Genomic DNA, 13,570 nt, shown 5'->3' with positions numbered 1-13,570 from the left:
TATTCATATTGCATCAATGTTAAAACATCATAGCCCTTTAATTTTTTTCTGCCTTCTAGGTAGGATAGTTCGATTAGAAAAACGATTCCTGCGACGATTCCGCCTAACTTTTCGACTAGTTTAATCGTAGCTTCGATTGTTCCTCCGGTAGCAAGTAAGTCATCCGTAATAAGCACGCGCTGTCCCGGCTTAATCGCATCCTTATGGATGGTTAGGACATCCTTTCCATATTCCAATCCATAGTTTACTTTAATCGTTTCACGAGGAAGTTTCCCTTCTTTACGGACAGGTGCGAAACCTACTCCTAACGAATAAGAAACCGGGCAGCCGATAATAAAGCCGCGTGCTTCTGGCCCTACAACCAGTTCAATTTGCTTGTCTTTAGCATATTTTACGATTTGGTCTGTCGCATACTTATATGCTTCACCATTGTCCATTAATGTAGTAATATCTAAAAATTTTATGCCAGGTTTTGGCCAGTCAGGAACAGTAGTAATATATTTCATTAAGTCCAATCCTTAAATCCCTCCTTATATTCAAGCGACTCTTGAATATGATTCTTTTAAATACTCGACGGACGAAAACAGCAAATCATTTTCGAAATCATATCCTTTTCCCTCTATTATTTATGTTATGATACGTTTCATAAATAACTTGTTCTCTTGTCCCTAGAATTTCCCCGTGAACTGAAAAAATAACACCGCAAAGCCCAGCACCCAAACATAAATGGCAAACGGTTTTAAGGAATGTTTCTTTAGAAATCCAATCATCCATTTTACGGCAATATAACCGAATAGGGCAGAGGATACAATCCCAATGATTAAGGCAGATAAGGAGATTTTTTCGCCGGCACCGCTAAACAAATCCAATGATTGAAGTACGACTGCTCCAGCAATGGCAGGTGTAGATAACAAAAATGAGAAATAGGCGGCTGTTTCACGGTCTAGCTTTCTCCATAAGGCGGCTACAATCGTGAATCCTGAGCGGGAAATCGCAGGGAAAATCGCAGCTGCTTGAAAGGATCCAATAATCAAAGCATCTGTATAACTAATATCCTCCATCTTTTTATAGCCATTTTTTGCTGAATCGGCAATCCAAAGAAACAAACCGGTAACTAAAAACTCCCATCCAATGGTAACCCCCGTCTTCGAAATCTCCTCAAAGTAATCCTTAAAAAGTAAACCAATCACAACAGCTGGAATGGTTCCAACGATTAACAGGAAGGTAAGCTTACTAAAGGGATTTTTAATAATCTTAACAAACTCGTCCTTATAGAAGACAAAAACAGCCAGCAAGGTACCAACATGCAGCATCGTATCAAGTAATAGACCGGCTTCTTGTAATCCAAATAAATTCCGGCCTAAATATAAATGTCCCGTACTGCTAATTGGTAAAAATTCAGTTAACCCTTGGATAATCCCTAATATGAATGCTTCTAATTTACTTAACATAGCCATCCTCTCTTTCCGCAGCATAAGCCTGTACATTGTAAAGATATGCATGACTACCAACAAATAGCCAATAAAATTTTTATATATTACCAAGTCAAAAATAGTGCAAAAGGAGCGGAATCTCCCATAAAATAGATATAAGTACTTTGGAGAGGAGCTGCAAACTTGAAAAATAGCCATCTACATTTTGATACTTCCATCGGAGTTAAGAAACCAGAAAGTATAAGAAATAAACAGCAGGCATGCCCTTTTTGTGCTCGCGAGGAGTTAACAGATCTGATTGAAGTAGATGGACCTATCATTCTTTTGAAAAATAAATATCCTGTTTTGGAGAATGCCTATCAAACGGTATTAATTGAAACAGATGATTGTCATGGCGAATTATCTACCTATGAACTTCCATATCTACATAAATTGCTCCAATTTGCTTTAAGAAATTGGCTTGAATTAGATAGAACGGGAAAATATGAATCCGTGATTTTATTTAAAAATTATGGTCCATTGTCAGGGGGGACCATCGCACATCCCCATATGCAAATAATAGGGTTAAATGATATTAACTATAAGGAAGGTATCGCGGAGGAAGTGTTTGAGGGTATTGATATAGAGGAAAAAAATGGGGTAAGGTTAATTTTATCGACAAAGCCGAAGGTAGGCTTTTATGAGTTTAATATCGATATGGATGATTCCAGCTACAATGAAACCTTTGGAGTCCATCTTCAAAAATCGGTACACTATATTCTAAATAACTTCCCATTTAAAGCCAGCAGCTATAATCTCTTCTTTCATCATTATAATAGAAGAATTTATGTTAAAATTGTCCCCAGGTTTGTCACGACTCCGCTTTATATCGGCTACGGGATTCCACAGGTACCTAATAATTTACATTGGATGGCAGATGACATTAAAAGTAAATATTTCACGAATGGAAGCGCCTAACACTAGGAGCTTCCACTTTTTTTACATATGTAAATTAAACCAATCCTAGGTTATAAGTTGTACTTTGTTCTATTAAAAAATATAATGAGATAATGTACAAGTTCCTTTTTGAGGCTGTGACATAAAGGAGTGTGAATGATGACATCATCTAATAATACAACTTCAAAACTTGATTATAGTCTTGTTTTTATATTAATTTTATTATTTCTAGCTAGCTGTGCATCGATTTATAGTGCTCAGGCAAGCGGTCAATATGACAGTAACTTCCTTATAAAGCAAATTATCTTTTATGGAATTGGGTGTGGAATTATTGCCGCAGTTATTAGGCTCGACTCCGACCAGTTAAAAAAGTTAACTTGGTATGCTTACGGAGCAGGAATATTTCTACTTATTCTTTTAATCATAGCGCCAGAAAGCATTGCGCCGGTGATCAATGGAGCAAAAAACTGGTTTAAAGTTCCTGGAATTGGTTCACTTCAGCCCTCTGAGTTTGTCAAAATCTTTATTATTTTAGCATTGGCAAAAGTGATTGAGGATCATCACCAAAAGAACGCAGTTAAAACGATTGCTACTGATTTTTGGCTGCTAATAAAGCTTGGCATCGTCACAATGGTTCCCTTAATACTTATTATTAAGCAAGACTTAGGGACCTCGCTCGTATTTTTAGCGATCCTTTTAGGGATGATTTTTATTTCCGGCATAACATGGAAACTACTAGTACCAATATTTTCAATTGGTACGGCACTTATTTCGGTCATTTTTTATTTTGTATTGTTAAAGCCAGAGATTCTTGAAAAATATTTAGGTGTGAAGCAGTATCAATTTAGCCGTATCTATTCCTGGCTGGATCCCTATAATTTTCAAAGCTCAGCAGGATACCAGCTGACACGATCACTCCTTGCTATTGGCTCAGGTCAAACGGGTGGTAAGGGATACGGGAATAGAGAAGTATATTTGCCTGAAAGCCATACCGATTTTATCTTTAGTGTCGTAGGAGAAGAGTATGGTTTTATTGGTGCAAGTGTGCTCGTGAGTTTATTTTTCTTATTGATTTATCATATTACTAAGGTTGGTATGGAAACAAAGAATAATTTTTACACGTACATTTGTGTTGGAGTTATCAGTATGATTACCTTCCACGTCTTCCAAAACATTGGGATGACGATTGGTGTTTTACCAATCACCGGTATTCCCTTACCTTTCATCAGCTATGGAGGCAGCTCGTTAATGGGGAATATGCTTGGTCTAGGTTTGATTTTCTCCATCCGCTATCACTATAAAAAATACATGTTTTCTACAACAGCATAAGCATAAAAAAGAACGAGGTCATGGCAGCCTCGTTCTTTTTAATATCATTTTTATGATTTTATTTTTCTAGCATGATTTTTTCAAGATCATCCAGCATGATGTTTGCAGCAAGAACGCCGCCAGCTGTATTCCAAGTAGCATCACTAACCTCATAGGCTTTTCCATTTTTCACGGCATTTAAATTTTTCCAAAGTGGATCATTTGTCCAGTCTTTCGCTGTATCCAGGGCTGCTTGATCACCTTTTGGAGCATACGTGAAATAGAAAAGGATGTCACCGTCCATTTTCGGAATAACTTCTTTTCCAACTTCGATAGCAAGGTTACCCAGCTTATTATCAGGAGTAAACAGCTCTGCCTGTTGCGAAGCTCGTTTTAGACCAACTTGATCAAAAATAATACCAGAGAAAGAATCGGTATAATAAATACGAGATTTTCCGGCCATAAAACGGACAACAGATACTTCTTGATTTACCTTATCACCAAGTTTCGCTTTCACGTCCGCAACGTGGTCATCAAAATCACTAAGTACCTCGTTCCCTTTTTCCTCCAGGTTTAATGCTTTTGCGTATAGTTTAAAGTTTTCTTTCCAATCACCTCTCAGGGTTTCGGAAAAAACAGTAGGAGCTATTGCGCTTAATTGGCTGTAAACAGCTTCTTGACGTAGCTTGTTTCCGATAATTAAATCAGGTTTAAGAGTTGCGATTTTCTCTAAATTTACTTCACTCTCAACTCCAACAACCTCGACACCGTCCATATCCTTTGTGATGTGATCATACCACGGATCGCCAAGCCAAGATTGAACGGCACCAACAGGTTTTACACCTAGTGAAAGTAAGGCTTCTGTACCTTCGTTTGTTAATATAACGACTTTTTTAGGCGTTTTTTCTAATGTCGTTGACCCCATTGCATGTTCAACCGTATAGCTAGTGTCTTCTGTTTTGGTGTCAGTTTCTTTTTGTGTGGCCGGTTTTTCTTCCGTGTTACCACAGGCAGCAAGAAGGAAAAGAGCAATTAATGAAATGACTGCAAATAAATTTTTAAAACCCTTCATCTTATGTAACCCTCCAAATAATTGTTGTTGTTAATGATAATCATTTTCATTTACAACCTAATAATAAAACGATTTCACAAGCGTGTCAATCATGAAATTGAAAATGATTATCAAAATCAATAACAATTTTTTTTGTAGCTTTTTTTTACAAATGAAAATGATTATCAACTCATTGACAGTTTTCTACTATTCCAATAGACTGATACATGAAAATACAGATACATAAAGACGAATTTTATATATTAGGGTAGAAGGGAATTAGGTTATGCTGCTAAAACACAAAGGCCAGAGGTGGGCGGGACTTTTTATTGCAATTATTTTATTACTTTTCTTAATGGCCGCTAGTATTGTTTACGGATATACAGATACCACCTGGAAAATGGCTATCGAAGCTTTAACTAATTTCAATGGTTCAAATGAACATATTGTTATTCAATCGGTGAGAATCCCGCGTGCGTTTATTGCCGCAGCGGTTGGTGCCAGTTTAGCGATTTCGGGGGTTTTAATGCAGACAGTTACGAAAAATCCCCTTGCATCACCTGATATTTTTGGGGTAAATGCTGGTGCCGGAGTGGCTGTCGTAATAGCAGTAACGGTTTTCAGTGTGGGAAGTCTTCAGCTATTCACCTGGTTATCTTTTGCTGGAGCCGCTGTAGCCGCAATCAGTGTTTATGTTGTTGGTTCAGTCGGCAGGGAAGGGCTGACTCCGATGAAGCTTACTCTTGCGGGAGCAGCCATGACAGCATTATTTGCTTCTATTACACAGGGGATACTCGTTTTAAATGAGGCTGCATTGGAACAAGTTTTATTTTGGTTGGCGGGTTCAGTAGCAGGAAGGAACCTTGAAAATCTAATTGCTGTCCTTCCCTATTTAGTAGTAGGCTGGATCGCTTCTTTAGTCATAGCAGCAAAAATGAATGTTTTATCTATGGGTGAGGATGTTGCCAAAGGACTCGGATTAAACACAGCACTTTTGAAAATTATCATCGGGATCGTTGTCATCCTGCTATCAGGAGGGGCAGTTGCTGTTGCGGGACCAATTGGATTTATTGGAATAGTCGTTCCACATCTTACCCGTTCGATTGTGGGAATTGACCATCGCTGGGTCATTCCTTTTTCCGGCCTTCTTGGAGGAGTGCTTTTACTCGTTGCAGATATCGCCTCCAGATATATTTTAATGCCTCAAGAAGTCCCAGTCGGAGTCATGACGGCTATTATTGGAACCCCATTTTTCATTTATATTGCTAGAAAGGGGTTCAATGGACGATGAGTAAATACAAAATCTTTAGAATCAAAAAAGGGAAAGTCTCTTATTTAATTGATAAAAAGGCATTATTTGTGTTTATTGGTTTGTTACTTGGAACCGCAGCGGTTTTTGTTTTGAGTACGGGATTGGGAGAAATGAAAATCAGCCCTATAAATGTATTGAAGGTGTTTTTTGGCGGAGGATCTGAAATGGAGGCTCTTGTCATTCAATCCTTCCGATTACCAAGAATCATTGTTGCTTTAATGGCAGGGATAGGACTGGCAGTAGCAGGTGGGATTTTACAAGGAATGATCCGAAATCCGCTCGCATCACCTGATATCATAGGGATCACTGGCGGAGCATCTGTTGCGGTTGTAGGTTTCTTGGCAATTTTTAGTGATAAAAATCATGTATTAACCGTTAGTATTCATTGGTTGCCGGTTGCGGCCTTTATCGGCGCAGCTGTCGTGGCATTTCTAGTTTATATTTTGGCATGGAAAAATGGGATTTCACCTATTAGACTTATTTTGATCGGGATAGGGTTGATGAGCTTAACGAAGGCTTTGACCACCTTTATGATGGTTTTAGGTCCTATTTATCAAGCAAGCCAGGCAAACATATGGATTACGGGTACAGTCTACGGCTCAACTTGGAAAAATGTTGGTGCTCTTGTACCATGGATAACCATACTGATTATCATTGCCTTCATCTACGCAAGGAATGTAAACATTCAGGAACTTGGTGATGAAGTTGCAACAGGCCTTGGCGGACGGGTTCAAAAACAGCGCTTGGTTTTAATGCTGCTAAGTACCGGCTTGGTTGGGGGTTCCGTAGCATTCGCCGGAGGGATCGGATTTGTTGGCTTAATGGCACCGCATATGGCTAGGAGATTAGTGGGTTCTGCCTTTGGAGCGTTGCTGCCTGTATCAGCACTCCTGGGAGGAATTTTAGTAATGGTTGCAGATTTAGTTGGAAGAACATTATTTTCACCATTAGAAATTCCTGCAGGTGTTTTTACAGCAAGTATTGGGGCACCATACTTTATCTACCTATTATTTAAAACCAGAAACACTTAGTTTTCATAAAAAGAAGCCATTTCCTTTTGAGACGGGAAATGGCTTCTCTATTAGTTGAGTATTTTGTTCTATTGAAAATTTTTTTAGACCATATAACATTTTGTGAACAAAATAGTAAATACAAATGAAAATGATTTTCATACTCATTGACAATCATTATCAATTAATTATAAACTTAGAACTGTAGAGAATATTAATACTATATAAGACATAGATACAGCCACTAAATGGTTTTAAATCATAAACTATAAACAAGCCTTATTAACATATACTTGATTGATTACAAAAGGAGTGGGCAGATAATGAACGCGGTTGAAACGAAAAATTTATCACTTTCATACGGGGATACACTCATCATTGATGAATTAAATTTAAAAATTCCTAAAGGTGAAATTTCCGTTTTTATTGGAGCCAATGGCTGCGGAAAATCCACTCTCCTTCGTTCAATCGCCCGTCTTCTTAAGCCAAAATCCGGTGCCGTTATTTTGGAGGGCGAAGCCATTGCTAAGCTTTCAACGAAAGAAGTAGCAAAAAAAATGGCGATACTTCCTCAATCACCGGCCGCTCCAGAAGGACTTACAGTGCTTCAACTTGTAAAACAGGGACGTTATCCTCATCAGTCTTGGTTAAAACAATGGTCAGAGGAAGATGAGAAAAAGGTTAATGACGCTCTAAAATCTACCCGTTTAGAAGATTTGAAAGAGAGAACTGTTGATTCTCTTTCAGGCGGCCAGAGACAGCGCGCATGGATTGCCATGACCTTGGCACAGGATACGGATGTTATTCTCTTAGATGAGCCGACAACTTATTTAGATATGACACATCAGATAGAAATACTTGACCTTCTTTTCGAGTTGAATGAGAAGAAAAAAAGAACAGTTGTTATGGTACTTCATGACCTTAATTTGGCCTGCCGCTATGCACACAATATTGTTGCCCTTAAGGATCAAAAGGTTTATGCACAGGGACAGCCTGAGTATGTAATCAACTGCAGCCTTGTCAAGAATGTTTTTGGTATGGACTGTGAGGTTACAATGGATCCTTTATTTGGAACACCGCTTTGTATTCCATATGGAAAAGGAAGATGTATTCTCCAAAAGGCGGCCGTGTCTAATGGTTAATATACTTAAAGAAAATGATCTGAGTTCCTTACAGAAATATAGGCTAAAGTCGGAAATAGGCAAATCATTTAACGTTGTAAATTTAATGGAAAAGGAATTTGTAATTGAATTCATGAAGAATTTAGCTTATTCAATTGGTGCTCCTTCAGAGAAAACTGCTGCATCGATATTTATAAAAAGATATGCATTTATTGCTGTCATTTCTCTTTTTGCGATGACGACAGGGAATAAGAGAATGAATCTATCTTTGGATAATATTGAAATGGAAGAAGTTGAACGTGGGAAAGATTGGCTGCCGATGATTTCATTAAAGGATCCATCCTTCGAGGAGTGGAATGGTGAAGACCGGGATGAATGGCGGAAAAGTGTTTATCGCGATCTTTTTGCGAACAATATCTATCCCGTAATTGAGCAATTTGAAAAAACCTTCAAGGTTTCAAAACTAATCCTGTGGGAAAATATCGCTGTCTATCTGTTTTGGCTTTATGAGGCAGAATTAAAGGATAGCCAAAATCCAAATGTACTAAGTGATTTCCGGTTCTTAATCATGGAAGCTGAGGGTAATCTGTTTGGCAAATACAACCTTAATCCTATTCAAAAGTATTATTCCGAAAAGAATTTTCAAGATGAGGTAAGGATTAGGAAAACATGTTGTTTGACCTATCAGCTAGGGTCAAAACGCTGTAAAACATGTCCTTGTACTTATATTGCTAAGGATGGAGATTGTTATGAAGGAGAAAGTATTTGCGGAGCAGTTCGAGGCATTACTTGAAAAATATAGTGATTTGCTCGTCGGTGAGTCCAGTGAGGAAACGAAGGAAAAGATAAAGACCTGGGCTTTATATACCCAAATAGCAAAGTCAATGCCAGCCTTGGCGAAGCACTGGAATGAACTCTATCCAGAAGCGAAGGAAGAAATGATAGAAATGATTAATGAAATTAAACTACTTAATGAACAGTATAGAAAGTCAAAGTAGCATGCAATGAAATGAATATTTATAAAAAACTGGGGTCACCTTTTATTAAAGAGGTGGCCTTTTCTATTACGTAATTATAGAAAACGCTTTCTTTTTGATATACATAAATATTCGAAAAATTTAATAAAAAATGTTGTCAAAAATTATTTTTCATCCTATAATAATTTCTATGTTAGGAAATGTAACATGAAATTGGGAGGAGAAATAACATGACTGAAGCTATTCTTTCAAATGTTAAAGATCAATCTGAAATGGTTCAACAAATCAAAGAAGTAATAAATAATAAATGTGTAGAAATTCTGCACTTACAATTTGTAGATATTGAAGGAATCTTAAAACACGTAACGGTAACGAGTGAGCAGTTGGAAGATGTTGTTGATGGAAAAATCATGTTTGATGGATCCTCAATTAAAGGATTTTCACCAATCAATAAATCAGATTTATATTTACTGCCGGATTTAACGACCTTCGCCGTTTTACCTTGGACGGTAGAAGACGGATATTCTGAAGCTCGTTTTCTATGCTCCGTTACAAATCCAGATGGAACTTGGTTTGAAGGCGACACAAGAAATGTCCTAAAGAAAACAGTAGAACGTGCAGCAGATAAAGGTTTTACAATTTCAGTAGGACCGGAGCTTGAATTTTTCCTGTTTAAAACGGACGAAAACGGATATCCGACACAGGAGCTAAGTGACAAAGCAGGATATTTTGAGCCGTCACCAAAGGATCTTGGTGAGAGAGTTCGTTTAGAAATCTATCGTGCGTTAAAAGCAATGGGCTTCACGATTGAAGCATCTCATCATGAAGTTGCTGAAGGGCAGCATGAAATTAACTTTAAATATGCAGATGCGTTAGGCGCAGCCGATCTTGCGACTACATACAAATGGGTTGTCAAAACAGTTGCAAAGAAATATGGACTACATGCTACGTTTATGCCAAAACCTGTTTTTGGTATTAACGGTTCTGGAATGCATGTGAACATGTCATTCTTTGAAGGAAGTGAAAATGCCTTTTTTGATCCGACAGATGAATTACAACTATCAAATAAAGCGTATCAATTTATTGCTGGTTTAATTGAAAACGTTAAGAACTTCACAGCAGTGACGAATCCGCTTGTAAACTCTTATAAACGATTAGTACCTGGATATGAAGCACCTTGTTATATTGCCTGGAGTGCTTCAAACCGTTCTGCATTGATTCGAATTCCAGCAAAAAAAGGTATGGCTACTCGTGTTGAATTACGCTGTCCAGATCCGTCAGCGAATCCATACTTAACCTTTGCAGTTATTGCATCCGCTGGTTTAGATGGCATCGAACAAGGGTTACATGTTCCGTTTCCAATCAATGAAGATATTTTCCATATGACGGAAGAACGCCGCGGGGAATTAGGTATTGAAAGCCTTCCTGGAAGTTTAGCAGCAGCGGTCAAGCAGTTAGAGGATGGAGAGATTGGACGTCAAACATTGGGTGACCATGTGTATGATGAATTTGTTTCATTGAAAAAAGCTGAATGGGATAGTTATCGTACAGCTGTTCATGCTTGGGAAATTGAAAATTACCAAGCGAAGTTTTAAATGGAAAGCAAAGCAGGCTGATTTTCAGCCTGCTTTTTTGATATTAGCTCATTTCGGAGAGCGCTTATCTTTTATACTGATTATTTTGGCTGTTCACTTTGTTTTTCTCTGCTTGTTCTCCGCCAGGACCGGCGTTTCCTTGAACGCTAGCGGCGCTAACGCCTCTTTTAGATGGGTTTTTCTTCATTTTACCCATGCCTCATCACCTCATTTATAGGATGCCCAATTACATTTTTTTATGTAAAGGCTCTAGGAAAAACCATTTTTTAAAAAATTTATTATTTTCCGCGTTTATTTATTGCGCAAATTTTTGAAATATTCTATAGTAATAATTAGCAGAACTCATTTATTTGGAATTTTTTTTGACAAAAAAGTGAATGAGTATTCATTCAAGGTGTGTGAAGGGGGAGACAATGTTGAACCAACTTATTAAAAAAGCAGCTGTTCTAGGATCAGGAGTCATGGGATCGGGGATTGCTGCCCATCTAGCAAACATCGGTATACCAACATTATTATTGGATATTGTACCTCGAGAGTTAACTGACGATGAGAAGGCAAGAGGGCTGACATTAGAAGATAAGCAGGTGCGTAATCGAATCAGCAGCCAATCTATCCAAAAATTATTAAAGCAAAAACCAGCTCCTTTAGCGGTAAAAAAGAACTTGGCGCTAATTGAAGCAGGGAATTTTGAAGATGACCTAGTTAAATTGAAAGATGTGGACTGGGTAATCGAGGTTGTCGTTGAGAATCTCAATGTAAAGAAACAGGTTTTTGAAAATGTGGACCAATATAGGAAACCAGGGAGCATTATTAGCTCCAATACATCTGGTATATCTGTTGAAGCGATGGCAGAAGGAAGGTCAGAGGATTTTAAAAAGCATTTCCTTGGCACCCATTTCTTTAACCCGCCAAGATACTTAAAATTACTAGAGGTTATTCCTACTCAATACACCAGCCCAGAAGTCATCTCTTTCATGAAAACCTTTGGTGAGGATGTATTAGGAAAAGGTGTCGTTCTAGTAAAGGATACACCAAACTTTATCGCCAACCGAATTGGAACCTATGGTCTTCTAATTACTGTACAAGAGATGTTAAAGGGTGGCTATAGTGTTGGAGAGGTTGATTCTATTACAGGACCACTAGTCGGGCGTCCTTCAAGTGCAACTTTCCGTACGCTTGATGTAGTCGGAGTAGATACCTTCGCACATGTAGCAGGCAATGTTCATGAAAAAGTAGCTGGAAAAGAAAAGGAAGTTTTTGAAGTCCCTGCATTTATAAAAACAATGCTTGAAAAAGGCTGGCTGGGAAGTAAATCTGGTCAAGGCTTTTTCTTGAAAAAAGGAAAAGAAATCCTTGAACTTGATCCTGCTACCTTAGAATATATACCGCGTAAAAAGCTATCAACTGCTGCTACTGAAATGAGTAAGCAGGAAAAAGGCACTGCAAATAAATTGAAAGCGCTTGTATACACAGACGATCGTGCAGGTCAGTTGTTATGGAACATTTTTAGCCCGGTTCTAGTATACTCTGCACAGCTTTTGGGAGAAATCGCTGACACCATCGTTGATATTGACCGGGCTATGAAATGGGGCTTCGGATGGGAAATGGGTCCTTTTGAAACATGGGATGCCATTGGTTTGGAGAAGTCAGTCCAAAAGATGAAGAATGAAGGACTAGAAATTCCTGCTTGGGTGACAAAAATGCTTGCTAAGGGGCATACATCTTTCTATTTAGAAGAAAATGGCGAACGATTCTTCTACTACAATGGTGAATACCGTCTAGTGGAAAGCAATCCAAAAGCCATTGATCTAAAAAAATTAAAAAAACAAAAAGGTGTTATTAAAAAGAATGGCGGTGCAAGCTTGATTGATTTGGGAGATGGCGTTGCTCTCCTTGAATTCCACTCACCGCATAATGCGATTGGACTTGATATTATTCAGATGATTAACTTCGCAGTTGACGAAGTTGAAAAGAATTACAAAGGACTTGTAATCGGTAACCAAGGTAAGAATTTCTGTGTCGGTGCAAACCTTGCGATGATGCTAATGGAAGCACAGGATGATAATATCTATGAGCTGGAAATGGTAGTTCGTGAATTCCAAAATGCGATGATGAAAGTTAAATACAGTGCAAAACCAGTCGTAGCAGCACCATTTGCCATGACACTTGGCGGTGGAGCAGAGGTTTGTTTACCTGCAGCGCACATTCAAGCATCTGCAGAAACTTATATGGGACTCGTTGAAGTCGGTGTAGGATTACTCCCTGGCGGCGGTGGTAATAAAGAGTTATATATAAAGCATTTAGAAGGACTGCCGAATGGCGTTCAAGTTGACCTGCAAGCTGTTGCTAATAAAGTGTTTGAAACCATTGCGACTGCGAAAGTATCCACTTCTGGTGCAGAAGCACGTGAGAATAATTTCTTAGGCTTAGCAGATGGGATTAGTATTAATGGAGATCACCTGTTATACGATGCAAAGCAAGCTGTTCTCGCATTGTATGAGCAGGGTTATGTACAAAAAGCACGCAGTAAAGTGCCGGTAGTGGGTGAAACAGGCTACGCTACACTCTTACTTGGGGCACAGTCCATGTTCTTATCTGGATATATTTCTGAACATGATTTGAAGATAGCTAAAAAAGTTGCTTATGTGATTGCTGGCGGAAAAGTCCCTTATGGAACCGAAGTAGATGAGCAATATTTATTGAATTTAGAAAAAGAAGCATTCTTAAGCTTAGTAAGAGAACAAAAAACACAACAGCGTATGCAGCACATGCTTACAAAAGGAAAGCCTTTAAGAAATTAAAAAGGAAAGCGGAAGCGCCTTGAACA

The 13,570-nt window shown here is 38.4% G+C and carries 13 protein-coding genes; 9 read left to right on the top strand and 4 right to left on the bottom strand.

Annotation, left to right across the window (positions count from 1 at the left end; all coding sequences use genetic code 11):
- Together CHI06_RS22590 and CHI06_RS22585 are read right to left on the bottom strand one after the other, a co-directional pair.
- Positions 1-515 (bottom strand): adenine phosphoribosyltransferase (locus CHI06_RS22590; protein ID WP_095250819.1); only part of this gene is annotated, 515 nt, incomplete at its 3' end.
- A gap of 153 nt (positions 516-668) precedes the next feature.
- Positions 669-1,451 carry an undecaprenyl-diphosphate phosphatase gene (locus CHI06_RS22585; protein ID WP_095250818.1) on the bottom strand — a complete coding sequence of 261 codons (783 nt, stop codon included), beginning with the start codon at positions 1,449-1,451 and terminating at the stop codon, positions 669-671.
- A 165-nt stretch (positions 1,452-1,616) separates the two neighbouring features.
- On the opposite strand from CHI06_RS22585, the gene CHI06_RS22580 reads away from it, so the two are divergent.
- Together CHI06_RS22580 and CHI06_RS22575 are read left to right on the top strand one after the other, a co-directional pair.
- A complete protein-coding gene (locus tag CHI06_RS22580) occupies positions 1,617-2,390 on the top strand; it encodes a DUF4931 domain-containing protein (RefSeq protein WP_095250817.1) in 774 nt (257 codons plus the stop codon).
- 138 nt (positions 2,391-2,528) lie between these two features.
- Positions 2,529-3,698 (top strand): FtsW/RodA/SpoVE family cell cycle protein, encoded by a 1,170-nt coding sequence (locus CHI06_RS22575; protein WP_095250816.1) that lies wholly within the window; start codon positions 2,529-2,531, stop codon positions 3,696-3,698.
- A gap of 58 nt (positions 3,699-3,756) precedes the next feature.
- On the opposite strand, the gene CHI06_RS22570 is transcribed toward CHI06_RS22575, so the two are convergent.
- Positions 3,757-4,749: an ABC transporter substrate-binding protein gene (locus CHI06_RS22570; protein WP_095250815.1), complete on the bottom strand. Its 993-nt coding sequence runs from the start codon at positions 4,747-4,749 to the stop codon at positions 3,757-3,759.
- A 265-nt stretch (positions 4,750-5,014) separates the two neighbouring features.
- On the opposite strand from CHI06_RS22570, the gene CHI06_RS22565 reads away from it, so the two are divergent.
- The 6 genes from CHI06_RS22565 to glnA all read left to right on the top strand — a co-directional run bounded on the left by CHI06_RS22565 (position 5,015) and on the right by glnA (position 10,743).
- The gene (locus CHI06_RS22565) at positions 5,015-6,019 is read left to right on the top strand and encodes a FecCD family ABC transporter permease (RefSeq protein ID WP_095250814.1); all 1,005 of its coding nucleotides are present in this window, start codon (positions 5,015-5,017) and stop codon (positions 6,017-6,019) included.
- Positions 6,016-7,071: a FecCD family ABC transporter permease gene (locus tag CHI06_RS22560; protein ID WP_095250813.1), complete on the top strand. Its 1,056-nt coding sequence runs from the start codon at positions 6,016-6,018 to the stop codon at positions 7,069-7,071. Before CHI06_RS22565 ends, CHI06_RS22560 begins: the two co-directional genes overlap by 4 nt.
- A 302-nt stretch (positions 7,072-7,373) precedes the next feature.
- Positions 7,374-8,192 carry an ABC transporter ATP-binding protein gene (locus CHI06_RS22555; protein ID WP_095250812.1) on the top strand — a complete coding sequence of 273 codons (819 nt, stop codon included), beginning with the start codon at positions 7,374-7,376 and terminating at the stop codon, positions 8,190-8,192.
- Positions 8,185-8,964, top strand: coding sequence for an IucA/IucC family C-terminal-domain containing protein (locus CHI06_RS22550; RefSeq protein ID WP_179292740.1), 780 nt, complete (start codon positions 8,185-8,187; stop codon positions 8,962-8,964). Before CHI06_RS22555 ends, CHI06_RS22550 begins: the two co-directional genes overlap by 8 nt.
- On the top strand, positions 8,921-9,169 hold the full coding sequence (locus CHI06_RS22545) for a DUF2573 family protein (protein ID WP_095250810.1): 249 nt from the start codon (positions 8,921-8,923) through the stop codon (positions 9,167-9,169). Before CHI06_RS22550 ends, CHI06_RS22545 begins: the two co-directional genes overlap by 44 nt.
- A 209-nt stretch (positions 9,170-9,378) precedes the next feature.
- Entirely contained in the window at positions 9,379-10,743 is a 1,365-nt protein-coding gene (gene glnA / locus CHI06_RS22540) for a type I glutamate--ammonia ligase (RefSeq protein ID WP_095250809.1), read from the top strand.
- Between the two features lie 64 nt (positions 10,744-10,807).
- Here the strand turns inward: glnA and CHI06_RS22535 are convergent, their stop codons facing one another.
- Positions 10,808-10,939: a YuzL family protein gene (locus tag CHI06_RS22535; RefSeq protein WP_095250808.1), complete on the bottom strand. Its 132-nt coding sequence runs from the start codon at positions 10,937-10,939 to the stop codon at positions 10,808-10,810.
- Between the two features lie 217 nt (positions 10,940-11,156).
- Between CHI06_RS22535 and CHI06_RS22530 the strand changes: the two genes are divergently transcribed.
- Entirely contained in the window at positions 11,157-13,544 is a 2,388-nt protein-coding gene (locus tag CHI06_RS22530; RefSeq protein ID WP_373558162.1) for a 3-hydroxyacyl-CoA dehydrogenase/enoyl-CoA hydratase family protein, read from the top strand.
- Positions 13,545-13,570: the final 26 nt, after the last annotated feature.

It is taken from the genome of Bacillus sp. 7884-1 (assembly GCF_002272245.1).
Taxonomy (GTDB): domain Bacteria; phylum Bacillota; class Bacilli; order Bacillales; family Cytobacillaceae; genus Neobacillus.
Note: the sequence above shows the minus strand (reverse complement) of the source record. Positions and strands in the feature narration are given on the sequence as shown.